Below are 22,207 nucleotides of genomic sequence, written 5' to 3'. Positions count from 1 at the left end.
GAGAGTCCTGGCTCGGTTACTGCCTTTTCATATACGATCACTTGAGCAGCCTTAAGCCTTTGATATATTATTTACAAAAATTGAAACCTTTCCAAGACAAACCGACCTGATAATATTTGAGAATAGTCACGACGCCACCGAATGGGCACTGCACATGTCTATAGGAACGGGAATCTTCCTTGCTGCAATTTTACTTTCGATTACAATAATTTTTACAGTAACCAGACATAACTGGAACTGGAAAAAAATAACGGCTTACCTCATAGCCGCACCAATAGCTTTGGCTGCTGCCCTGCTTGCATCAACCTTTGCATACCAATACATAAGCTCCCTACCAACAAAAATGAATAGATTCCAAGACGTATCTCTGGGAGCTTCAAAAGAAGATGTACTTTTCATAAAAGGTGAGCCAGCAAAAAGAGAAAATGATTCTCGATGGACATACAAGAACAATGACTTGTATTCAGAAAATGTACAATCAGAGACGGTAATTAAATTCAAGGACGGGCACGTCCAATATATTTTACACGTTCCATACCTCGAGCCAAAAATTAATGATCGAATTTTTGGAATATCAAAGGGGACGACAATAGATGAAATTACAGAAAAACTGGGAACTCATTCCGAAATGAACGCAAACTCAGATGGAACGGCGCGACTATATACTTATGAAAAGTATAACTTATTTTTCGGCTTAAGCAAGGGATCTGTTGATATATATGGGATATACGACAGTAAACTAGGCCCACTAAAGCTCTCAAAACAAGAGTAGAAAATTGATGGGCCTGCATGTACTAGGTCACTCTACAGCAAACAGCCCTCACAATTCCTCCCCCATTCAACCCACGCCCGCTCGATCTAACGTCCCATCGGGCTTCGAGGCGAGGGAGGCGGCAGGTGGGGCGGGGTGGCAGACTTGTCGGACGTGGTGTGCTGGCGCTCGGTTTGGTTGAGGGCGCGGGTCGAGTGTTGGCGCAGCCGGTTAGTGGTCAGGGGCAGCCTCTGCGGGTGCCGCTGATGCAAGGACAGGACAGCCGGGACAGCGCCATTCCGCTCCGCAACGAGGGCTCGGAAATCTACCCGCTGACCCCGGCTCTGCCCTGCGTGTTGTTTGACGGGTGGTTTTGCAGTTAACCGGGAACAAGTGGGAACGTGCGGGAAAGACCGGTAAGCGATTGGAAAAGAACAAGAAGTCCCGCTAGCTCCGGATGGAATTACTCGCGAGAATTTGACGCCCTGATTTGCAGCATATCAGGGATCCGGCCAGCATTTGAACCGAGGCTCGTGGGCTGAGGTCGAGGCTTGGGAAGCTCTTCAAATAGTGTTCAAAACCGCAGAACTCCGCCGTTAAACCGGTCTCGGGCTTTTGCTGTTTTTGCCTCCGGAAGGTCGAGCAGGCCAAATTCAAGTTTCATCCGCCCATGAAACTTGAACTAAACATTTGATTTTGAATATTTTTTTGCGAATTTTCGAGGAATTTAAGTTTCATCGAACGGTCTAGGGCCGCGCTGTCCTAAGCGGCGGCGAACGATGCGGCCGGAGGGTGCGCTTTTTACGCGAGTGCGAGTTGAAATCGTCTCAAGCGAGCATTTGGAAACGGACAGTTTACCAAGGCTTTGGCAATTATACTGATGATTGCACTTCCTATCAGCATCAACCCGCGTGTTTGCCAGATCCGGGCTCGGCGGCGGCCGCAGCCAAGGACTTGCGCAGGCGCGCTTCCAACCATGGCAGCAGGGCTGTCAGCTCGGTGATGTCGCGCGGATCTTCTGCGCGGGCGATGAGTGCGTTGTATGCGCCGGACTGTTCGTCCAGGAGCGCTTCAGGGGGCAGCTTAACCCCCTCGTCCTTGTAGACCTTCAAAATCAGCCGGCCGACGGCTCGGAACAGATCCGCGTCAATGGCGGGTACCGGCGCAGCTGCCGGGCGCTTTGACGGGTCTGCGAACATTTCGCCTTCGCCTGTCAGTAGCCAATTAATGTCGACACCAAATTTTATTCGGTACTCGGCCAGCACATTTGCAGCCGGCACGTTCTCTCCCCGCTCATACAGAGCAAGAGCGTCCTTACTAACGGCAAGGGTTCGAGCAAAATCTTCGCGTTTTGGCTCGCCTAACTCCCTTCTAACCCGCCTCAAACGCGCTCCAAGCGGGGTTTTTGGTTCGTTTTCCGGTCGCGCCAAACCAACACCAATTAACTGAAAATCCTTCTTTACTAAAAGAGGATTCTCAGTTATCCCTTATCTATCGGCGCAAATCAGCGCGCCGGGAAATCACACAACAAAGACAAGAAAACGGCCTGTTGCAGCAAGCCGTTTTCCAGCGAGGTATTCCATGTCGAAGCCCAGAACCTGGGATCGCCATGCCATCAAGGCGGAATTGCACCGCCGGGGGATGACCATGGCTGCCCTGGCAAAGCTCGCGGGTTCAACGCCCGCCATCTTTGGCCATGTCTGGACCCGTCCGGTCCGCAAGGCCGAGCAGGCCATTGCAGACTTTCTGAAGGTGCCGGTCGCGGACCTGTTTCCGGACCGCTATCCGATCCGCAGTTCCCGGATCCTGTCCCGTGCCAATGAGCAACTGCTTAACGGCAACGACACAAAGGCTCAAGCCGCACGCGATGCGGCCTGAGGGGTGTGGAGCGGCCGGGAGGTTCTAGCCCTTGATTGTCCGGCGAGCGGCAGGGGAAGGCCAATGAGCTTCGTGCTTATCCGGCTTTCATTCCCCCGGCTGCCCTCCCGACCGCGCCACGCCTTCACTTTCCTCCAGCAAGGCGTTCCTGACAATGACGAAACCATCGGTCGAATTCGACAGGTCTATGCCTACCGGCCTGCCGGATGACGAAGCCCTGAATGACATCCAGGCAGCTTGCTTTGTCGCTGCGAAAGACCTGTTCCCCTGGCTTTCCCTGCGCGACGTTATCGCGCCGCCGCATGAATGGTTCGATGCGGCACTTGCGCGGCAAATCGCGCTTCACCTGATGGTGAAAACGTTCTTCGTCCCGAAGCGCCGTGTTGTCGAGATGCAGGGGCGCTCGCGGGAGGCCGTCAACCGGGCACTGCGGACCATCGACGAGCGTCTCGGGGAGCCGCTGTTCTTCGAGTGCTACCAGAACCTGACAGATCGTGCCCGTAGCCTGGTCCTTGAGACGCGCATCAGGAGGGCTGCCTGATGGCCAAACCGGACAAAAGCCGCGAGCAGCCGGGTGTCCCTTATGATGATCCGGAGCTTGTCCGGCAGATGGTCACAAATCATTTCCGGCGTCGAGCGCAGTTCGAAGAAGAACGCTCTCGTCAGCCAGCGGGCATCAATCTTCATCCAGATCGGCAAAGGGCCACCAATCAAGCGACAGAGTGGACTGGCGGATCACAACACCAGCCGCCGAGCGGAGCTTTGCCCGATATGGCCCACCTGGCTGAAGGTGATTGTCCACATCCTCCAGCAGCTTCACAGATTGCAGAGCCAGATGTGTTGCCACCGCGAGGAGCCAAAAGCGCGTCTCGACATCGACCTTTGACAGAAAAGCGGCGCGCTGCGCTGGTGGAAGACCAAGCAGCCTTATGGCGTCTGATCTGTTCTGACCCTGAAACGTTAGCAGTGCTTGTATCACAGTGCCGACAGTCGTCGGCAAGGGAAGCGTTTCGAAACAGTCGTCGCGGAGCTCTTGTTGCAGCTCTTCGGCGATTGATCTTGCCGCACTGGCATAACGGTCTAGCGACATGGCTGATTTTCCTATGCCTTCTCGCCGGGCGAGATCCTGAAACGGTCGCCCCGACTGGAAAAACTGCGCAGTTCCTGTGGCGGTTGCGGCGCAAGCTGGGGGCACGCAAGCAGAGCCGCCAGGCTGGAATCGCATCGTCACGCACAACAAGATCAGAAAAGCGAGGGCAGCGTAATGGCTGAAATCAAGACCATCGCGATCGCCGACATCCATGTCGGAGAGCGGCTGCGGGAGATCGACGAGGATCACGCTGCGGTGATCGCGGCATCGATCCGCGAGATCGGACTGCAGTCGCCGGTACAGGTTCGCCCGACGCCGGCACAGAAAGGCGGCAAGTTCACACTTGTCGCCGGGGGGCATCGCCTCAGGGCCTGCCAGATCGCCGGGTTGACCGAGATCGACGCCTTTGTGGTCAAGGCGGACGGCCGTCAGGCGCAGCTCCTGGAGATCGCCGAGAACCTGTTCCGGAACGACCTTTCCGTGATCGACAGGTCGATCTTCGTGCAGCGCTACCGGGAGCTGTGGGAAGAGGAACACGGAGAGATCAAACGCGGTGGCGATCAGAAATCAAACCGCCACCGTGGCGGTTTGATCGAGGGCGGCTTTTCAGAGCATGTGGCTGACCGTCTTGGCTTATCCAAGCGAAGCACGGAGAGATTGGACCAGATAGCTCGCCGCTTGCATCCGGAACTGCGTTCCGCCCTGCGCCATTCGCCGATCGCGGATCAGACAACAGTTCTTCTGAAGCTGGCCAAGATGGAACCGGCGCTCCAGCGGCGTGCAGCGATTGGATGGCGTGAGACGCAGGACATCAAGGCCGTATTCCGCCTGCTGAGTGAACGGCCAGTGACGCCCGTATCGGCGGATGAACAGGCGTTTTATCGGCTCGCGGATCTCTGGTCGCGGTCGAATGCGAGTGTCCAAGCACGCTTTCTCGCCAACTTCGGTCTTGTTGCGACGGGCGCTGCCGACCCGCAAACCGCGCTCAGGGAGGCACAGGCATGAGCCGCAATCCTCACCAGCTGGACCTCTTTGGCGACAGTTCCGCCTTCCCTGTCCGCGTCTTCATCGACAGCATTGACGCGGACAAGTTTCGTGCGCGGCTGAAGCGGGCGCTGGCACGGGCAATCCGGGAGTGTCCTTTCGACCGCGCGGAAATCGCGGCCCGCATGAGCCGCTATCTCGCAACCTCTGTGACAAAGAGCGTGCTCGATGCCTACACGGCCGAGAGCAAGACCGGCCATGACATCACGTTGCTGCGGTTCAAGGCCTTTGTGAAGGCAAGCGGGGCAACCTGGCTTTGGGACGAACTCGTCAGCGATGACGGGCTGACCATGATGGACGGCGACGAGACCCTGCTTGCCGAGATTGCCTATTGGCAGGAAGAGCAGCGCCGTTGCGCCTCTCGCCTTAGTGAGCTGCGGGCCAAGCCCCTGAACCTCCGGAGGCGCAAATGACCAAGGAGTGGTTCACAGCGGCAGAGCTTGCCGCAGCGGCGCTGCCTGAGTTGCCGAAAAGCCACGTCGCGGTCGCCAATCTGGCAACGCGGGAGGGCTGGCAGCATCAGGATGGCAAGTCTCGCAAGGTTGCCGCGCGGGGCGGCGGCTGGGAGTACCACATCAGTCTGTTACCGCGCACGGCACAAACCCGGCTGATGATGCTCTTTGCAGCACCGGCGAACGATGCATGCGAGCCTGCGCGTGATGCGCTGTGGCAGCGGTATGATGCGCTGCCGGCCAGACACAAAGAGATCGCGCAAGCCCGGCTTCGGGCGGTGAGTGACTGCATGGCAATGGTTGCCGCCGGGTCGACGATGCAGGTTGCAGCCGTCTTGATTGCCCGTCGCGAGCAGGTCTCAGTCCGGACGATCTTCTACTGGCATGAATTGACAGCTCAGCACCCGCGCGAGGATTGGCTCGCGGCGCTCGCACCCTCCTATCGTTCGGAGCGCGAGTGGGCCGACTGCCACCCGCAGATATGGGACTGCATCAAGAGCGACTACCTGCGACCCGAAAAGCCGTCGTTTTCGGCCTGCTATCGCCGCGTTGCTGCGGCAGCGGCCGAGCACGGCTGGACGCCGCTCCCGTCGGAGCGGGCGCTGCGGCGGCGATTGGATGCCGAGGTTTCCGAGGCCGCGCAGATCCTCGCGCGCTCTGGCCGGGACCGGGCAAAGGCTCTTTACCCGGCGCAACGGCGGACGCGGGACCACCTCCACGCGATGGAGGCGGTCAACATGGACGGCCATAAATTCGATGTGTTCGTCCGCATGCCGGACGGGACGATCACCCGCCTCTATCTGATCGCCCTGCAAGATCTCTACTCCGGCAAGTTCGTCGCCTGGCGCTTGTCCGACAGCGAAAACAAAGAGACGACGCGGCTGGTGATCGGCGACATGGTCGAGCGTTTCGGGATCCCCGAACGCATCACGCTCGACAACGGTCGCGCCTTTGCCAGCAAGTGGATCACGGGCGGGGCACCGAACCGCTACCGGTTCAAGGTGCGTGACGAGGATCCCCAGGGCCTGCTGACCGCGCTCGGTGTCGAGCTCCAGTTCACCAAGCCGTATTCCGGGCAGTCGAAACCGATCGAGCGCGCATTCCGCGATCTCACCGACGACGTCGCACGACACCCGGTCTGCGCCGGTGCCTACACCGGCAATCGGCCGGATGCTAAACCGGAAAACTATGCCAGCCACGCTGTGCCGCTGGAGGTTTTTCGGTCGCATGTGGACGCGATGATTGCCGAGCACAATGCGCGTCCGGGACGCAAGGGCGGCTCCTGTGCCGGCCGGTCTTTCGACGAGACGTTTCAGGCGTCGATGGTGGCTCCCGGGACGATCGTCCGCCAGCCAACGGCAGCGCAGCGGTCGCTGTGGCTGCTCGCCTCTGAGGGCCTGCGCGCCCGAAAAGGCAACGGCGAGATCCACATTTACGGCAACCGCTACTGGTCGAAAGAGCTCACCGCGTTTGCCGGCCGCAAGGTCATTGTCCGTTTCGATCCGGACCATCTCACCAAGCCGCTGCGCGTTTACGACCTCGACAATTCGCTGATCTGCGAGGCCGCGTGCGTCGAGGACACCGGGTTTCACGATGCAGAGGCCGCGCGGGTGCACGAGCGCAAAAGGTCCGCCTACCAGAAGGCATTGCGCCTCGAGCGCGACACCCACGCGGCGCTCACGGCCGAGCAGCTCGCGCAGGTCTACGCAAAAGGCAAGCCGACAGCTCCGACCGAGACAACGCCGGTCCGCCCGGCAGTCCGGCGCGTGTTTACAGGCAACGCGGCCCGCAAGGTGGAGCCGCAGCAAGCCGAAGAATTTGAAGATCGGTTCGCGCGGGCAATGAGCCTTGTCGGCGCGAACGTCCTGGAATTCCCGAACGGGAATGGGCCGCAAAGTACTGCGTACGGTTCCGAAAAAAGAAAGGGCGGGAACTGATCCCGCCCAAAGAAGTCACTCAAGGAACTTTATAGATGAATGAAACAGTCAGCACAAGCGGCAGCAATTGGGACCGCCCCACAAAGGAGCCGGCAATGATCGCCGGACGGACGGCGGACGATATCGAGAATTGGAGAGGTCTTATCGAGCGCGTCCGCGAGGTCGCCCAGGCGCGCGGGTGGAACAAAACCGAGGCGGGACGTCGTGCTGAGTTCACCGCCTCCGCATTTTCGCAGTGGTACAGCGGCTCCTACATGGGCCGGCTTGACCGCCAGAATGAGCAGATCCGCCGCTGGCTGGAGGCGGTCGAGAACCAGCAGGAGCTCGTGTCCGCGATCCCGACCGGACCCGGTTTCCTCCGGCTGCGTACGGCCAGCGAGATCATCAACACGCTGCAGTGGGCGCAGATCTGCCCCGATCTGGTTGTGATCACCGCCGCCTCCGGGCTCGGCAAAACCGCTGCCTGCCGCTACTACCAGGCCGTGACGCCGCACGTGCACATGGTCACGATCAGCCCGCACACCAAAACGGTGCACGGGATGCTGGTCGCCCTGGTCGGCGCGCTCGGTGTGACGCAGCACAATCCGGCGCGCTACGTCGAGGCCATCGGCCAGCGGCTGGAGGCCCAGGGCGGACATACGCTCCTGATCGTCGACGAGGCGCAGAACCTCGTTGATGACGCGATCAACCAGCTTCGTCATTTTGTCGACATCAATCGCTGTGGCATTGCCCTCGTCGGCAATGAAGAAATCTATGCCCGGTTTACCCGTCGGGCGGACGGGCCGAGCTATGCCCAGCTCAAGCGGCGCATCGGCAAGCGGCTCAAGCGCAACAAGCCGTACGCCGAGGACCTCAGCGCATACATCGCAGCCTGGGGCGTAACCGATCCGGACGCGGTGCGGTTCCTGACGGGTGTCGGCATGAAGGGCGGTGCCCTCGGCCAGATCGACAAAACGATGAAGCTCGCCTCCATGCTGTCCATGAGCGAAGGCGCGGAACAAGTGACCGCGACGCACATCCGCGACGCGTGGAGCAACCGCGACGTGGAGGACATGGCATGAGCCTGGTCCTCTCTCGCGAGCTGCGGTCGATCGCCATTACCCTGCCGCATGCTGAACCTGCAATTCTGGACCGCATTGCTGCCGAGGTAGCCGCGCTCGCCGACCTGGCAGCGGCGCTCGAATGCGAGCTCCAGGCGCATCGCCTCCTGGAGCGGGGTCAGCAAACGAGGCAGCTCGCCGCCGAGGCGGTCGCCGGAGCTCTCACGGCCGTCTCAACCTCAACCGACAACGTGATCCGGCCTGTGTTCAGGCGCACAACGGAGGATGACGCATGCTGAGCGATCACCTGAAAATCATGCGGAACAGCGTGGCATCCGGCCGTGCTCCCGACGGCTCCTTGTCCATGCATGCGAGCGTTGCCGACCTCCTCGATCGGGCGCTTGAGAAATGCATCAGCGCTGCCGAGCAGATCGAGGCCGAACAGGCCGCCCGGCTCGCGCAGGTCACGGCCGACCAGCTCGCCGGGTCGAATGTTGTGCTGTTCACAGCGCGCGATCGGGCTGCGCTCGCGAGCGGCGGCGATGGGCCGGGAGGTGCGGCATGAGAGTGCGTCACTGGACCATGCAGGAGCTCGCCATGCTGATCGGCATGCGTGCCCTCGGCGAGAATTACGAGGCAATCGCATCGACGCTGGCACGCTCGGAAGCCGATGTAGCGACAACGCTGCGCACCGCCCGGTGCCTGATCCGGGCCGAGGAGTGGATCGAGCCGTTGCTGACGGTCAACTCCGTGGATCGCACCCGATACCCGGAACGGCGCGCGGCCGCCGTTCCGGCCCGCCAGTACCGCGTCAGCCCGCATGTGGACCTGATCGCGGAACTGGCCGAGCGCAATCCCACAGCATCCCTCATGGGCGATCCGCAGCCGGACCGGCGAGCCACCAAGGTGGCGCGCAAGTCCAGGATCTCCCTCCCAACTGTGAAAGGCTACTCGAATGACCACTGAACTGCCCGAGGGCTACTGGATGGACGCCAAGGGCGCTTTGATCCCGGTCAGCGCCATCAAACCCGAACACCAGGAGGAGGATGCGCTCGTTCGTGAGCTCGTCGCCGAGGCCGAGGAACTGTCGGCACGGCTGGCGGCGTTCAAAGCGCGCGCTCTCGGAGACGTCCAGGCGTTCCGGGATCTGGTGGCGGAAAAATACGGCGCTCGGCGCGGTGGCCAGAAAGGGAATGTGACGTTGTCGCGGTTCGACGGATCGGCACAGATCCTTGTCGCGGTCGCCGAAAACATCACGTTTGGTGCCGAGTTGGAGGCCGCAAAATCGCTGATTGACGGGTGCATCCATCGCTGGAGCGAAGGGGCCAACGCAAATCTGCGCGTCCTGATCGACCAGGCATTCATGGTCGACAAGCAGGGCAAAATCTCGACCCACCGCGTGCTCGGCCTCCGCCGCCTCAACATCGACGATGCCGACTGGACACGGGCGATGGACGCGATCTCGGATGCCGTGCGCGTCACCGGCACCAAGACCTATGTCCGGGCCTACAAGCGCGGCCAGCGCGAGGATGACCGGATCCCAATCTCGCTCGACATCGCCAGCGTTTGAGGAGGTGGAGATGACAACTAAGTGCTTCGTCGTTGAAGTGACGCGCCAAGTCACTGTCGAGCTCGATACGTCCAGGTTCACCAAAGAACTCATGGAGGAGTTCAATGCCGTAATCACAGACTTCGGCACTGACGAAGATGCCTACGAGGCACATGCAAGACATATCGCATGGTTTGCCGCGAACGTCTCCGAAGTCTCGCCGGATGATTTTGCCGAAGGCTATGGCGTTCTAAAGGATGCGGGCATCACGGTCAAAGTTCACTCCGAACCTGACGTCGAGATTGTTGGCGGGGGAGGATCGGCATGAAGGCAAAGCGTCATCTGCGCGGAGCAGAGAAAGTCCAATACCTCCGCGACCTCATTGAATGGGTCAACTTCGAGCTAGACCGCTCCGATGCCAACACGGTGATCCACCATATGGAGTTTTTGGAGGGGGCAAAGATCGGGTTTTCCGGAGGCGCGTATGTCCTGCGCTGCGGCGGCGTCGGTGCGAGCTGCACACAGGCCGGCACACCACTGCTGAAGGGGTGGGTACGAGCCGCAAACCGTTCGATTGATCGGCTCAACCAACAGCTCGGAGCGCAGTGACATGGCGAAGAAGCAGTGGGCCAAAAGAGCGACCCTCATCGCTTGGCGCAGCGGCGAACTGGAAGTCACGGATGAATGCCCAGCCGGCGCAATCGCCATCGGTTATGGACCTCGCCGCCAATTGTCCAGCGCCATCCTGGCGATTGCCCGCCATGCATATGACGGCAAAACACTCCTTGTCCCTGGCATTCCGGAGGCGGCAACAGACGATGACGCCCTGACTGCGCTACAGCGCTTTCAGGAACGGGTCGCCACTCATCTGAACGCCAAGAGCCACTGACATGACCCGCCTCGACGATCATCAACAGATGAATGCCGAGGCGGAGCACTTGCGCCAGCGGCGGCGGGATCTGCTCGCCGAGGCAAACCGCCGCCGCTGGCGACTGCACCGGCTGCCGGACCTGCAACAGCAGCTCGCCCGCGCCACTACGGATCTGATGCGCATGGAGCTAGAGGCTCGGCGCGAAACGGAGAGCAAACCCGATGGACATGACAGCGTTTGTGAAAAGCCACGATACTGGTGGATCGACGAGTGACCTGGCGACGGACCGGGTCATGCTCGCCGTCCAAGCGGCTGCGGCGTCCGTGGAAAGCCCGGTCGATGAGATGGGCATCCTGACTGTGCTGATGGCCAAAAAACTGGCCAAGGCGACCCGGAAACTGACTGACGAGCAGCATGAGCTCGTGATCAGCAAGGCCTGCGAGATCCTGCGCCGCGAGTACGCCGTCGAGCTGCGGAGGGTCGGCGCATGAGCTCGATCGCCGCTATCCATGTCGCCAAATCCCAGCTCGGCCTCGACGACGACACCTACCGCTCCAAGCTCGCCTCGATCACCGGCAAGACCTCCACACGGGACATGAGTGAGGCCGAGCGACAGAAGGTGCTGACGGTGCTGCGCGGCCAGGGCTTCGGGCCGCGTCCGGCGCAGCGCAAGGACCGCGCGACAGGCAAATACGCGCCGAAACTCCAAAGCCTTTGGATCGCCGCCTGGAACCTCGGCATCGTCCGGGACAAGCGCGACGCGGCGATGCTCGCGTTCGTCAAGCGCCAGACGGGCCTCGATCACACCCGGTTTCTGTCGGATGCCGGCGACGCGGCCCGGGCGATCGAAGCGCTCAAAGGCTGGATCCGCCGCGAGACAGGTAACGACTGGATGTTCAGGGTCCGCCAAGACTGCCGACCGGCCCTGAACGATCCACGTACCCATGTTGTAATGGCGCAATGGGCCATCGTGCGAGAGCGGGGGCAGGCCACCGGTCTGCTCGGAGAGCTGCTCGTTAGAATGGGCTTTCCGGTCGATTTCGGGGAACTTTCAGGTGACCAGTGGATCGCGGTCATGAATGACCTCGGCACCCTGATCCGAGGTGCATCATGAGGCCGCTGCCGACTGTTGTCGATGTCTCCGACCATGCCGTATTGCGCTGGCTGGAGCGGGTGCACGGGATCGATGTCGCCGCGATCCGGGCAATGATCGGCGGCGATGTGGCGGCCGGTGCTGCCTATGGTGCCAGCGCCGTGCGGCTCGGCCAGGTGCGTTATCACCTGACGCGCCGGGCCGAGCAGACCGGCGCGCCGGGTGTCGTCGTCGTGGCGACCGTCACCGTCCAGGTGCGAGACCGGAGACGTCCGTCATGAGCGACGACCAGTCCTACACGACATCCCTGCCGGGTCTCCTCGGCGACATCGCCGAGATCGCAGGCGTCGATGTGGCCTATCAAATCGCGTCGAGCCACGGCGGCACTCGCGTCTCGATCCCGCCGCAGGCCGTCGACGGGCACTGGCTGACCGAGCTTGTCGGATTTGCCACGGCGGACCAGATCTGCCGTGGCCTCGCCACTCTCGACCCGGATGGCCGGCTGCGCGGCGTGTCGAATGAGATCATCCCGCGCGGACCCGCGTCGCTCCTCGCCAATGCCCGCCGCCAGGCTGCGCGCGAGCTGCAGGCCGGAGCCAGCGCCCGCGAGGCCGCCCGCCGTTCGGGCTTGCATGAACGCACGATTTGGCGCATGAAAGCAGGGCAGCGCGATGATGACGCGCAGGGCTCGCTGTTCTGATCAGCCGCTTGTCGCGTCCCGCCTGACGCCCTGCTGACAGCTGTCAGCCCGCTGAAATCCCCCCCGCACCGCAGAGTTGCTCCACGTTCGCCGATCCACCGGCCCGACAGGAGCTCCGCCCGTGCGCCCCATCAACGAAATCATCGTCCACTGCACCGCGACGCCGGAAGGCCGGCCGGTCAGCGTCGCGGAAATCGACGCCTGGCACCGCGCGCGGGGCTGGTCCGGCATCGGCTATCACCGGGTGATCGACATCACCGGCGCGCGCCTGGCCGGCCGTCCGTTGTCTGCCGTCGGCGCGCATTGTGCTGGACACAACACCGGCACGATTGGCGTCGTTTATGTGGGTGGCCTCGCCGCCGATGGTCGGACACCGAAGGACACGCGGACCCCGGCACAGCGGCGCGCCCTCGCGGCCGAGCTGATGGAGCTGCGCGACCGTTTCAACATTCGCAAGATCTCCGGTCACAACGAATACGCTGCCAAGGCCTGCCCGAGCTTCGACGCGTCGGCCGAGTATGATCATCTGTTCGAGGGACGAGAACGCCTCTTTAAGCCAATTGTCGATCACCTCCTGCAGCGGGGCGACGCCGGCCAGTTTGCTCAATCCTGGCGCGATCAGCTCATCACGTGGCGCGAGAACCGCAATCAACCGAGCCCGCTGCTGAGCAGCCAGGATCCAGACGACCTGTTTGGTCATGCTGTAGAGGCCGAGACGCTGGCATTCCAGCGCGAGCGCCAGATCGTGGCCGACGGCGTCGTCGGTCCGCAGACGCGCAACGAGATGCGCCTCGCGCTCAACGGGCGTCCGCCGTTCTCTGCCCTCGAAAACTATCAGCGGTGACTGCCATGAACCGCCCCGCTTACCGCACCTCCAAACAAGCGCTTTGGGCGTCGATGGTCCTCGCCTGGGTCGTGATCCTGGCGCTCACCGTTGGCGCTGTTGCTGGCGTCGAGACCGCCGTCGCATTCGGCGCGGTCGCCCTCCCGTCCATGGTGGCGATGATCGTCGCGATCCTCGGTCTGCATCGCGCCTTTGGTTCGCTGGACTACCGCGCGGCCGCCCAGGCGAGCCGGGCCTATGATCCGCGCGCAGACCCGGAGGCCGGCGCATGATGTCGCTCGTGAGTGGCCGCATGGTCGGCTTCATCCTCGCGGGGACGCTCGTCCTCGCCATCGCCCTGGTCGGCTGGCAGAGCCTGCGCCAGGTCAACGCCCTGATCGAGATCGTCAGGGCCTCCGCCATCAGCGAGCGCGATGCTCATTGGCGCGCCGAGATCCAGGCCGCCGAGGCTCGCACGGCTCAGGCCATCGCCGACGCGCTCCGCCGCACCATGGCAGCCGAGGCAACCGCCCGCGATCAGATTGCCGCCGCCGATGCCCGAGCCGCTGAACTGGAGAGAGCCAATGCGGAGCTGCCTGCGAGCCCGGAGTGTGGCCGCGGCCGTGATCGCGTCCGGCTGCTCAACGGCAGATAGCCCGATCCTGCAAACCGCACTGGTCGAGCGCGAGCTACCGGCCGTCGCGATCGTGCCCTGCGCCGCGCCGGTGCCGCTGCCAGACCGGCGCCTGGGCGAGCGCGAGACCGCTGATTTGTGGGGCCGCGATCGCACGGCACTACGCACATGTGAGACCCGCCGCGCGGCCGCTGTCGCGGCATCTGGAGGACCACCGAATGCTGGATGAATATGCGCTGGAGCTGGCGCAGCTGCGTGCCGATCAGGAGCGCGACGCGACCATTTCGGCCGCCGTGGCCAACATGCGCTGCAGCGGCTCGGATGACTGCGCCGACTGCGGCTGCACCATCCCCGCCGCCCGCCGCGCCGCCTATCCGGCGGCAACCCGCTGCGTCGCTTGCCAGTGTCAGGTCGAGCGGGAGATCTACGCACGATGACCCCATCCGAGATCTCTCAGTACCTCGGCCTGGTGCTCGCCGTGATCGCGCTCCTCGGCCACCTCAAGGGCTACTTTGCCAGTGGCGAAAAGGCCCTGACCAGCCGCGTTGAAAAGATGTCGACCGCGCAGGACAGCCACGAACGGCGGATCCAGTGGATCGAGGGCGAGATAAAGCACTTGCCGGACCGCGACGCCCAACACCGGATGGAGCTGCAGCTCACGGAAATGAAGGGGATGTTCGCTGCGATGGACGAGCGGCTCAGGCCAATTGCAGCGACCAGCGAACGCATGCACGAACTGCTGATGGAGCACGCCAAGAAATGAGTGAGCTGGCCACCGACTTCGCACGCCTCGTCAGGGAAGAGGCTCGGCTGATCATCCTGCGGGCACTGGCCGAGCAGACGAACGAAAGCCTCGCATCGTCTTTGATCGAGCCGGTCCTGGCACGTTTCGCAATCCACCAGCCCCGGCCGTGGATCCACCAGCAACTGGAGTATCTGCAGATGATGGACGCCGTCACCCTGACGGCTGCCGGCACCGTGCAGATCGCCACGCTGACCGAGCACGGCCACCGGCACCTGCAGCGGCATATCGCGATCGAGGGCGTCAAGCGCCCGTCCCGCGCGATCGGAGCCTGACATGGGACGCGGCCGGCTGAACCATATCGAGCTGCTGCCCGAGGAGTGCGGCCCGATTGTCGCTTGGGCTGCCGACGCCTTGCAGGATCGGGACCGGACGCAAACCGAGATCTACGCAGAGTTCGTGCAGAAACTGCAGGATCTGGATCGCGAGTATCGCGGCGAACTGGACATAAAGATCCCTTCGTTTTCCGCTTTCAACCGCTACTCAATCAAGCTTGCCAATCTGACCCGCCGCCTGGACGAGACGCGCGAGATCGCGACAGCGATCGCCGGCAAGTTCGACCCGGCCGCGTCCGACAACCTGACGCTGATCGCGGCCGAGGCGATCAAGAGCCTCGTTTTCGAGATGATGACCAACCCGCATGGCATTGACCCGAAAGGTGCGATGGCACTGGCGCAGGCACTCAGATCGGCAACACAGGCCCAGACCGTTTCGAGTGACCGGCGCAAAAAGATCGAGGCCGAGTTCAGGGCACAGGCCAAGGCTGCGGTGGCCGCAGTCGCCGAAAAGGCCGGGATCTCGCAGGATACGATGGACGAGATCAACCGCCGTCTGGGTGTGGTGTGATGGGCCGTGCGCGGATCATCCCTGAGAACACGGCCGCGATTTTCCTGCCCTATCAAAGTCGCTGGGTGCTGGATCAGTCGCGCCTGAAGCTGATGGAAAAGGGCCGTCAGATCGGCCTGTCCTGGTCGACTGCCTATGCGACGGTCTCGCGTACGGCGCTGGCGACGGCCCGGAATGACCAATGGGTTTCGTCGCGGGACGACATTCAGGCGCGGCTGTTTCTGGAGGATTGCAAGCTCTGGTCCGGAAACCTGGACCTTGCCGCGCGGGACCTGGGCGAGGTCGCGCTCGATCCTGAAGGCAAGCACAGCGCCTATGTGCTGCGATTTGCCAACGGCAAGCGCATCCATTCGATGAGCTCCAATCCGGACGCCCAGGCCGGCAAGCGCGGCGGCCGTGTGCTCGACGAGTTTGCGCTGCATCCGGATCCGCGCAAGCTGTGGTCGATTGCCTATCCCGGCATTACCTGGGGCGGCGCGATGGAGGTGATCTCCACGCATCGCGGCAGCCGTAATTTCTTCAATCAGCTGATCCGCGAAGCGCGTGAAAAGGGCAATCCCAAGAAGATCAGCCTGCACCGCGTGACGCTGGAAGATGCGCTCGCCGACGGTTTCCTTTGGAAGCTGCAGCAGTCCCTGCCTGCCGATGATGAACGGCAGGAGATGGACGAGGCGGACTATTTCAACTGGGTCAAATCCGGCACCGCCGACGAGGAGAGCTTTCTTCAGGAGTACATGTGCCAGCCGGCCGACGACGATGCCGCGTTTCTGGAATACGACCTGATCGCTGCCTGCGAGTACCCGGAGGGCACCGCCTGGACAACGATTGAGGGACGGCAGCTCTATGCCGGCATCGACATCGGCCGCAAAAAGGACCTGACCGTCATCTGGATCCTCGAGCGCCTCGGCGACGTCCTCTACACGCGCCATGTCGAAACCATGCGCAACATGAGCAAGCCGGATCAGGAAAAGGTTTTGTGGCCCTGGCTGGACCGGTGCGTTCGGTCCTGTGTCGACGCCACCGGTCTCGGCATCGGCTGGGCAGACGATGCGCAGGCAAAGTTCGGCGACTATGCGGTGGAGGCGGTCACCTTCACGACCCGCGTCAAGGAGGCCCTGGCCTATCCGGTCCGGTCGCACATGGAGGAGCGGCGCTTGCGCATCCCCTATGATCGCGACATTCGCGCCGACCTCAGGTCAGTGACGAAGCAGGTCACTGCTGCCGGCAATGTCCGGTTCACGGCCGAGCGCACGCCGGACGGGCACGCGGACCGGTTCTGGGCCTTGGCGCTCGCGCTCCAGGCGGCTGGAGTACAGCCGATGCAGTACGCGTACCAGTCAGTGCGCAGCCTCGGCCGATCCGGTTTCGACGACGACGATGATGATGACAACACCGGATCCAGTTTTGGGAGGAAGCATTGGTAACCCGCAAGAGCAGGATCCTTGGACCTGACGGTGAGCCAATTGTGGTTTCCGAGCTGGCCAAGGAAGTCGCCACGCCGACGGTCGCCGGCGTCCGTCGCACGCACGAAGACCGTGTCGCTGCGGACCTCACGCCGGAGCGGCTCGGCACGATCCTGCGGGACGCTGCCAAGGGCTTCGGCCGCGCCTACCTGACCCTCGCCGAGGAGATGGAGGAGCGATACCTCCATTACGCGTCGCAGCTGCAGACGCGCCGTCTGGCGATCCGCTCTGTCGATTTCACCATCGAGAGCGAGGGCGTGCCGGCGCGGATCGTCGATGCCGTCAACAGCCTGATCGAGGATGCCGGGTTCGAGGACGCGCGCGATCATTTGCCCGACGGGATCGCAAAGGGCTACGCGGTCTCTGAAATGATGTGGGAGTACGAGCGCGGCGCGCTGCGGCCGGTCGCCTATGTCGACCGCGACCCGCGATTTTTCCGGTTTGACGATCTGACCCTGCGCACGCTGCGGCTCGAAGTCGAAGGCTCTGTCGAGGGCGAACCGCTGCCGGAGGCAAAGTTCCTGCGGCACATGCCGCGCACCCGCCTTGGGCTACCGTTGCGGCGTGGCATGGCGAGGCCTGCTGCCTGGGGCTATCTGATCCACCAGTTTACGGCCCAGGACTGGGCGGCATTCTCGGAGGTTTACGGGATGCCGCTGCGCGTCGGCAAGTACAACGCGGCTGCCAGCCCGGAGGATAAACGCACGCTGTTGCGGGCTGTGGCGTCCATCGCCAATGACGCGGCAGCCATCATCCCGGCCGGGATGGAGATCGAGTTTCATGAGGTCAACGGCGCGAACGGATCTGCGGTGTTTTCAGGCTTGCTCGAATACATCGACGCGCAGATCTCCAAGCTGATCCTCGGCCAGACGATGACCAGCGACAACGGCTCGTCGCTCGGACAAGCAAAGATCCACAACGAGGTGCGCCTCGACATCCTGCGCGCCGACTGCCGCCAGCTTGCGGCGACGTTCAACCGCGATCTGATCCGTCCGTTTGTCGACCTCAATTTCGGTCCGCAGGAGGTCTATCCGCTCCTCGAGCTGCCTGTCCCGGATCCCGAGGACGTCAAGGCGCTGGCCGAGAGCCTGGGCATCCTCGTTCCGCTGGGGTTCAAGGTCGCCCAGGGCGAGATCCGCGAGAAACTGGGCCTTTCCGATCCGTCCGACGACGACGAGCTGCTCGCGGCCCCGGCCCCCAGCGCGCCCCCGGCACCGGCCGGCACCTCGGCCGACAAGGCGGAGAGTGCGCCGGCCAAGGCCGACCCCGCCAAGTCCGACCCCGCCAGGGAAAAGCCCGGCGAGAAGCCATCGGACAAGGAGGCCCCAGCCAAGGAACAGGACCAGCGCCAGGCGGCGCTTGCGGCGATCGTCTCCGACCACAAACGGTCCTGCGCCTGCGCAGCCTGCACCGCACTGCTGAGTGCCGAGGCTGGCCAGCCAGACGCCATGGCCGAGGTCGACGCGCTGTTCGCCGGAGCCATGGACGACTGGCAGGCTGTTTCCGATCCGCTGCTCGCGCCGCTCGCCGCGATCATCCGCGAGGCTGGCTCGCTAGAAGAGGCGTTAACGATGCTTGAAACCCGGCTTCCGGACGCGGCAAAACTCGCCGAGAGGCTCGGCCCGCTCACCGCGATCGCGCGTGGCATCGGCGACCTGGCCGACTGATGCCAAGCCCCACGCGCGGCTTTGCGCCCCCTCCCGAGGTGACCGGCTATTTCGACGGCAAGAGCAACCGGCCGGCGTTCTCCTGGCTCGACGTCTGGGCCGAGGAGCACGCGTATCGCTTTACCGTCGCCAAGGCGACCGAACTTGATCTCCTCAACGCGTTTCGTCGCACGATCTCGCAGGCGCTCTCCGATGGCCAAGGCATCGACAGCTGGCGGCCGCTGATCCAGGCGGAGCTGACGAAACTCGGCTGGTGGGGGCCGCGCCTGGTCATGGACCCGACCGGCCAGGATGACCCGGTGCGGGTGGATTTCTCCAACCCGCGCCGGCCCAAGACCATATTCTGGTCGAACGTCAATTCCGCCCGCTCGGCCGGGCAATGGGAGCGCGCGCAGCGGTCGAAAAAAATCCTCCCCTATGCGCTCTATGTGGCAACGACGAGCAGCGATCCCCGGCCCGAACACCGCGCCCTGGTCGGCACCATCCTGCCGGTCGATCACCCGTTCTGGCGCAGCTACTGGCCGCCCAACGGCTGGGGCTGCAAATGCCAGGTGCGGATGATCTCGGCGCGAGAGGCCGAGCGCCTCATCGGCACAACGCGTGTCATCGGCCGCAACCCGGACGGCTCCGACATCACGATCGAGTACCGTGACACTGCGCCAGATCTCGGCCCTCCGGTTGACGTCATCAACCGCCGCACGGGCGAGCGGTCCAGCATCCCGGCCGGCATCGATCCGGGCTGGCACACCAATCCGGGCCTCGCCCGCGCGTCGACGCTGATCGCCAATCTGGAGGCGCAGCTCGCCGAGGCCGCGCCGGTCGACGCAAATCGCGTGCTGACCGAGCTCTGGGCTGATCCCTATTTGCGGCTCGCGCCGCTGCTGCCGGAAAAAGTCTGGTTGCCGGCCGGGCACAATCCGGCCCTGGCGGCCGAGCTCGGGGCTGTGTCGCCGGTGATCTCGATCACCAGCGAGGCGATCACGGTCCGGATCGAGCGGCACAAAATGTCAGTCGATGACTTTGCGTTGCTGCCGCAGATCCTGACCGAGGGTGCAATCCTGCCTGACATCGGTGGAGACACCCGTGTTCGCACGGTCCTGCACCGGATCGGAAAGACGATCTGGCGGTCGTTTGTGGCGGTTTCGGCCAACGGCTATTTACGCGCCAACTCGCTGCACCAAAAGGGCGAGAGCGAGCTGCGCAAGCAGATCACGCGCGCTGGCCTGAGCTGGCCCTGGGACTGACGGTAAGGGATAAACGCGCGGCGGGGGGGACCGCTTCCGGGGCTTGACCCGGCTCCCCCAAGGGCCATCGTGGGCTACGGACTTCTCCGCCGCGCTACTGCAGAATAGCAAGCTGCCACCAACACATCAACGATTGCCGAGCATCTGCAACATCCGAACGGCTTGTGCCTTTGACAGAGCGACCCCAGCATCATCGACATAAGGTTGGGAGCAGAACGCACGCAAGGCGGAGAGATCCATGTTCCCGGCGAGCAAATGCCCGCTCTCCAAGATCACAAAGCGCCAAGCGCAACCGAGCTGCGGGTTCGGCAAAATGGCGCCGTCGCAGCCTGTCGACAGGCAATAGGCAACATTCCGCTGTGCCTGATAGTCCCCGCGTATCGCGTCTGAATAGTTCTTGCTCCAGTCGCTTTTGCTGACCTCGCATGTAGCCGCGGTGGTCTTGCACCCCATGATGTTCAGATAGGTCTCCGCCGTCGGCCAGTCCGATGCGGCTGCAGCGGGCACAGGGATCGGCAGGGCGAGAACGGCGGCGGCAAACACAGCGGTGGCGAGGCGGCGGATCATGGTCAGGCTCCGGTCAACTGGCCCCTTTATACGAGGGCCACAGACGCGCGAGAAGCCCCTCGGAGCCCCCGCCATAGCGCCGGGGGCTTTAAATCGCGCCCAAGGGCTTCAAATCCGCTTCAAATTTTGAACGGCTCTTGATCCTCGCCCCCGTCCCGCGTTAGATGAGGGCATCGCCGGACGAGACGCTGTTCGCCCCGCGACCCTTTCCCAAAAATCGCTGCCCCTGATTTCGCGCTGCTGACAGCTGTCAGCCAGGCGCTTGCCGTGTCGCGTGGCACTGTCGCCGCATGATGACACCGCGCTCCCTCCACTGCCTCTCCGCCGAAATGGCATCCGGCCTGACGGTCGTCGACGCATTCGCCGCCGACCCGGATGCGGTTGCCCGGCAGGCCGGACCGGCATCGATCAAGATCGCGCCGCGCGGCCGGTTCACCGCGCGCGACGGCCGTGTGTTCGATGTCGACCCGGAGGTGCTGGTCGCGCGGTTTGCTGCAGATGGCGTCCATCTGCCGATCGATCTCGATCATGCGACGGTCAGACGGGCAGCTGCCGGCGAGGCTGCTCCGGCTGTCGGCTGGGTAACGCAGCTCGAAGCCCGCGCCGATGGTCTCTATGGCGCGGTCGACTGGCTCGATGAGGGCCTGCGCATCCTCACCGCCCGCACCCACCGCTACATTTCGCCGGTCCTGCAGCTCGACGATACCAAGCGGGCGATCTGGCTGCATTCGGCCGCCCTGGTTGCGGCCCCGGCCGTGTCCATGCCCGCCGTTGCCTCGGCTGATCCCTCACCTCAGGAGCACAACATGCCCAAGGAAATTGCCCTCGCCCTCGGCCTCAGTCCCGATGCCGGTGAAACGTCCTGCCTCTCGGCAATCACCACGCTCAAGGCCCGCGTTGATCCGGCCGTCCATGCCGAGGCGCTGGCGCGCTGCGCGCAGCTCACGGCCGACCTGGCAGCCCGCGACAAGGCGGCGCATGACGCCAAGGTTGCCGCGACGCTTGAGGGCGCGCTGAAGGCCCGCAAAATCGTCCCGGCCCAGCGTGCCGCCTATGAGGCGCTCTGCGCCACGCCCGAGGGGCTCGCCCAGGTCGAGGCGCTGCTCGAGACTTTCGGTGCGGCCCTGACGCCCTCGCGTCTCGACGCCCAGACGGTCCCGGCCGGTGAGCTGACCGGTGATCTCGCCACCCTGAGCGCGGAGGATCGCGAGGTCATGCGCCAGATGGGTCTGAGCGAGGACGAGTACCGCAAGGCCAATGGCCTGACCGCTGCCTGACGCAGCCGACTGATCCCAACTGACCCGGCCCGCGCTGCCGCGCCGGCCTATCCCGGAGGCTGAGATGCCCGCACTGACACAGGCCCGCAAGATCGTCGAGATCGAGGGCCGTAATGCCACCGTCCCGGTCAAAGCCGCGACCACGATCTACCAGGGCGGCCTCGTCGTGATGGACGCAGGCTGGGCCTGTCCCGGCCGCGTCGCCGTCAATCTGCGCGCCGTCGGCCTGTCCCGTGTCACCGTCGTCAACGCTGGCGCAAACGGTGCCGCCAGTGTTGCGATCGAGCGCGGCGTGTTCGGCTTTGCCAATCACGCGGCCGACGCTGTGACCGCCAGCGATATCGGCGCGGATTGTTTCATCGTCGACGATCAAACCGTTGCCCGCACCTCCGCCACCAACACCCGCTCTGTCGCCGGCCGTATCGTCGACATTGAGGACGGGATCGTGTTCGTCCGCGTCGGTCTCTGACCCTCGCCGC

General features: G+C 63.2%; 34 protein-coding genes. 31 read left to right on the top strand and 3 right to left on the bottom strand.

Features of this window, described 5'->3' with window-relative positions; genetic code table 11:
• Positions 1–154 precede the first annotated feature (154 nt).
• Positions 155–772, top strand: coding sequence for a hypothetical protein (locus OVA12_RS05715; protein WP_268135328.1), 618 nt, complete (start codon positions 155–157; stop codon positions 770–772).
• Between the two features lie 881 nt (positions 773–1,653).
• On the opposite strand, the gene OVA12_RS05710 is transcribed toward OVA12_RS05715, so the two are convergent.
• Positions 1,654–2,136: a helix-turn-helix domain-containing protein gene (locus tag OVA12_RS05710; protein WP_268137020.1), complete on the bottom strand. Its 483-nt coding sequence runs from the start codon at positions 2,134–2,136 to the stop codon at positions 1,654–1,656.
• A 196-nt stretch (positions 2,137–2,332) separates the two neighbouring features.
• Between OVA12_RS05710 and OVA12_RS05705 the strand changes: the two genes are divergently transcribed.
• Entirely contained in the window at positions 2,333–2,629 is a 297-nt protein-coding gene (locus OVA12_RS05705) for a helix-turn-helix domain-containing protein (protein ID WP_268135326.1), read from the top strand.
• A 154-nt stretch (positions 2,630–2,783) separates the two neighbouring features.
• The gene (locus tag OVA12_RS05700) at positions 2,784–3,170 is read left to right on the top strand and encodes a hypothetical protein (RefSeq protein ID WP_268135324.1); all 387 of its coding nucleotides are present in this window, start codon (positions 2,784–2,786) and stop codon (positions 3,168–3,170) included.
• Positions 3,171–3,305: 135 nt separating this feature from the next.
• On the opposite strand, the gene OVA12_RS05695 is transcribed toward OVA12_RS05700, so the two are convergent.
• A complete protein-coding gene (locus OVA12_RS05695) occupies positions 3,306–3,719 on the bottom strand; it encodes a hypothetical protein (RefSeq protein ID WP_268135322.1) in 414 nt (137 codons plus the stop codon).
• A gap of 174 nt (positions 3,720–3,893) precedes the next feature.
• On the opposite strand from OVA12_RS05695, the gene OVA12_RS05690 reads away from it, so the two are divergent.
• The 26 genes from OVA12_RS05690 to OVA12_RS05565 all read left to right on the top strand — a co-directional run bounded on the left by OVA12_RS05690 (position 3,894) and on the right by OVA12_RS05565 (position 19,884).
• Positions 3,894–4,724, top strand: a complete 831-nt coding sequence (locus OVA12_RS05690) for a ParB/RepB/Spo0J family partition protein (protein ID WP_268135320.1) — start codon at positions 3,894–3,896, stop codon at positions 4,722–4,724.
• Entirely contained in the window at positions 4,721–5,176 is a 456-nt protein-coding gene (locus OVA12_RS05685; RefSeq protein ID WP_268135318.1) for a hypothetical protein, read from the top strand. The genes OVA12_RS05690 and OVA12_RS05685 overlap by 4 nt, the downstream gene beginning before the upstream one ends.
• Positions 5,173–7,152 (top strand): transposase domain-containing protein, encoded by a 1,980-nt coding sequence (locus OVA12_RS05680; RefSeq protein WP_268135317.1) that lies wholly within the window; start codon positions 5,173–5,175, stop codon positions 7,150–7,152. The genes OVA12_RS05685 and OVA12_RS05680 overlap by 4 nt, the downstream gene beginning before the upstream one ends.
• 95 nt (positions 7,153–7,247) lie before the next feature.
• On the top strand, positions 7,248–8,213 hold the full coding sequence (locus OVA12_RS05675; protein WP_268135315.1) for an AAA family ATPase: 966 nt from the start codon (positions 7,248–7,250) through the stop codon (positions 8,211–8,213).
• The gene (locus OVA12_RS05670; protein WP_268135313.1) at positions 8,210–8,491 is read left to right on the top strand and encodes a hypothetical protein; all 282 of its coding nucleotides are present in this window, start codon (positions 8,210–8,212) and stop codon (positions 8,489–8,491) included. Before OVA12_RS05675 ends, OVA12_RS05670 begins: the two co-directional genes overlap by 4 nt.
• Positions 8,485–8,757 carry a hypothetical protein gene (locus OVA12_RS05665; RefSeq protein ID WP_268135310.1) on the top strand — a complete coding sequence of 91 codons (273 nt, stop codon included), beginning with the start codon at positions 8,485–8,487 and terminating at the stop codon, positions 8,755–8,757. The genes OVA12_RS05670 and OVA12_RS05665 overlap by 7 nt, the downstream gene beginning before the upstream one ends.
• Positions 8,754–9,158, top strand: coding sequence for a hypothetical protein (locus OVA12_RS05660; RefSeq protein WP_268135307.1), 405 nt, complete (start codon positions 8,754–8,756; stop codon positions 9,156–9,158). The genes OVA12_RS05665 and OVA12_RS05660 overlap by 4 nt, the downstream gene beginning before the upstream one ends.
• Positions 9,148–9,762, top strand: a complete 615-nt coding sequence (locus OVA12_RS05655) for a DUF3164 family protein (protein WP_268135304.1) — start codon at positions 9,148–9,150, stop codon at positions 9,760–9,762. The genes OVA12_RS05660 and OVA12_RS05655 overlap by 11 nt, the downstream gene beginning before the upstream one ends.
• Before the next feature lie 10 nt (positions 9,763–9,772).
• The gene (locus OVA12_RS05650; RefSeq protein WP_268135301.1) at positions 9,773–10,069 is read left to right on the top strand and encodes a hypothetical protein; all 297 of its coding nucleotides are present in this window, start codon (positions 9,773–9,775) and stop codon (positions 10,067–10,069) included.
• Positions 10,066–10,350 (top strand): hypothetical protein, encoded by a 285-nt coding sequence (locus OVA12_RS05645; protein WP_268135299.1) that lies wholly within the window; start codon positions 10,066–10,068, stop codon positions 10,348–10,350. Before OVA12_RS05650 ends, OVA12_RS05645 begins: the two co-directional genes overlap by 4 nt.
• 1 nt (position 10,351) lies before the next feature.
• On the top strand, positions 10,352–10,630 hold the full coding sequence (locus tag OVA12_RS05640; RefSeq protein WP_268135298.1) for a host nuclease inhibitor protein: 279 nt from the start codon (positions 10,352–10,354) through the stop codon (positions 10,628–10,630).
• A gap of 1 nt (position 10,631) precedes the next feature.
• The gene (locus OVA12_RS05635; protein WP_268135297.1) at positions 10,632–10,886 is read left to right on the top strand and encodes a hypothetical protein; all 255 of its coding nucleotides are present in this window, start codon (positions 10,632–10,634) and stop codon (positions 10,884–10,886) included.
• A complete protein-coding gene (locus OVA12_RS05630) occupies positions 10,834–11,103 on the top strand; it encodes a hypothetical protein (protein WP_268135295.1) in 270 nt (89 codons plus the stop codon). Before OVA12_RS05635 ends, OVA12_RS05630 begins: the two co-directional genes overlap by 53 nt.
• The gene (locus tag OVA12_RS05625; RefSeq protein ID WP_268135293.1) at positions 11,100–11,726 is read left to right on the top strand and encodes a regulatory protein GemA; all 627 of its coding nucleotides are present in this window, start codon (positions 11,100–11,102) and stop codon (positions 11,724–11,726) included. Before OVA12_RS05630 ends, OVA12_RS05625 begins: the two co-directional genes overlap by 4 nt.
• Positions 11,723–11,986: a hypothetical protein gene (locus OVA12_RS05620; protein WP_268135291.1), complete on the top strand. Its 264-nt coding sequence runs from the start codon at positions 11,723–11,725 to the stop codon at positions 11,984–11,986. The genes OVA12_RS05625 and OVA12_RS05620 overlap by 4 nt, the downstream gene beginning before the upstream one ends.
• A complete protein-coding gene (locus OVA12_RS05615) occupies positions 11,983–12,405 on the top strand; it encodes a hypothetical protein (RefSeq protein WP_268135289.1) in 423 nt (140 codons plus the stop codon). The genes OVA12_RS05620 and OVA12_RS05615 overlap by 4 nt, the downstream gene beginning before the upstream one ends.
• 121 nt (positions 12,406–12,526) lie before the next feature.
• Positions 12,527–13,249: a peptidoglycan recognition protein family protein gene (locus tag OVA12_RS05610; RefSeq protein ID WP_268135286.1), complete on the top strand. Its 723-nt coding sequence runs from the start codon at positions 12,527–12,529 to the stop codon at positions 13,247–13,249.
• Positions 13,250–13,254: 5 nt separating this feature from the next.
• A complete protein-coding gene (locus OVA12_RS05605; RefSeq protein WP_268134779.1) occupies positions 13,255–13,521 on the top strand; it encodes an NAD(P)+ transhydrogenase beta chain in 267 nt (88 codons plus the stop codon).
• Positions 13,518–13,883 (top strand): hypothetical protein, encoded by a 366-nt coding sequence (locus OVA12_RS05600; protein ID WP_268135284.1) that lies wholly within the window; start codon positions 13,518–13,520, stop codon positions 13,881–13,883. Before OVA12_RS05605 ends, OVA12_RS05600 begins: the two co-directional genes overlap by 4 nt.
• A gap of 197 nt (positions 13,884–14,080) precedes the next feature.
• The gene (locus OVA12_RS05595; RefSeq protein ID WP_268135282.1) at positions 14,081–14,299 is read left to right on the top strand and encodes a TraR/DksA C4-type zinc finger protein; all 219 of its coding nucleotides are present in this window, start codon (positions 14,081–14,083) and stop codon (positions 14,297–14,299) included.
• Positions 14,296–14,625: a DUF2730 family protein gene (locus tag OVA12_RS05590; protein ID WP_268135279.1), complete on the top strand. Its 330-nt coding sequence runs from the start codon at positions 14,296–14,298 to the stop codon at positions 14,623–14,625. The genes OVA12_RS05595 and OVA12_RS05590 overlap by 4 nt, the downstream gene beginning before the upstream one ends.
• Entirely contained in the window at positions 14,622–14,939 is a 318-nt protein-coding gene (locus tag OVA12_RS05585) for a VpaChn25_0724 family phage protein (RefSeq protein WP_268135277.1), read from the top strand. The genes OVA12_RS05590 and OVA12_RS05585 overlap by 4 nt, the downstream gene beginning before the upstream one ends.
• Position 14,940: 1 nt before the next feature.
• Complete coding sequence (locus tag OVA12_RS05580; protein ID WP_161707540.1) at positions 14,941–15,510, top strand: DUF3486 family protein; 570 nt, start codon at positions 14,941–14,943, stop codon at positions 15,508–15,510.
• Positions 15,510–16,934 carry a phage terminase large subunit family protein gene (locus tag OVA12_RS05575; protein ID WP_268135273.1) on the top strand — a complete coding sequence of 475 codons (1,425 nt, stop codon included), beginning with the start codon at positions 15,510–15,512 and terminating at the stop codon, positions 16,932–16,934. Before OVA12_RS05580 ends, OVA12_RS05575 begins: the two co-directional genes overlap by 1 nt.
• Positions 16,935–16,975: 41 nt before the next feature.
• A complete protein-coding gene (locus tag OVA12_RS05570; protein ID WP_442793814.1) occupies positions 16,976–18,640 on the top strand; it encodes a DUF935 domain-containing protein in 1,665 nt (554 codons plus the stop codon).
• Complete coding sequence (locus OVA12_RS05565; RefSeq protein WP_268135269.1) at positions 18,640–19,884, top strand: phage head morphogenesis protein; 1,245 nt, start codon at positions 18,640–18,642, stop codon at positions 19,882–19,884. The genes OVA12_RS05570 and OVA12_RS05565 overlap by 1 nt, the downstream gene beginning before the upstream one ends.
• 126 nt (positions 19,885–20,010) lie before the next feature.
• Here OVA12_RS05565 and OVA12_RS05560 read toward each other — a convergent pair whose 3' ends face one another.
• Entirely contained in the window at positions 20,011–20,451 is a 441-nt protein-coding gene (locus tag OVA12_RS05560) for a hypothetical protein (RefSeq protein WP_268135267.1), read from the bottom strand.
• 290 nt (positions 20,452–20,741) lie between these two features.
• On the opposite strand from OVA12_RS05560, the gene OVA12_RS05555 reads away from it, so the two are divergent.
• Positions 20,742–21,728: a phage protease gene (locus OVA12_RS05555; RefSeq protein ID WP_268135265.1), complete on the top strand. Its 987-nt coding sequence runs from the start codon at positions 20,742–20,744 to the stop codon at positions 21,726–21,728.
• A gap of 64 nt (positions 21,729–21,792) precedes the next feature.
• Positions 21,793–22,197 (top strand): hypothetical protein, encoded by a 405-nt coding sequence (locus tag OVA12_RS05550; protein WP_268135263.1) that lies wholly within the window; start codon positions 21,793–21,795, stop codon positions 22,195–22,197.
• Positions 22,198–22,207: the final 10 nt, after the last annotated feature.

Origin of the sequence: Pannonibacter sp. SL95 (genome assembly GCF_026672425.1) — a bacterium.
Classification (GTDB): domain Bacteria; phylum Pseudomonadota; class Alphaproteobacteria; order Rhizobiales; family Stappiaceae; genus Pannonibacter.
Note: the sequence above shows the minus strand (reverse complement) of the source record. Positions and strands in the feature narration are given on the sequence as shown.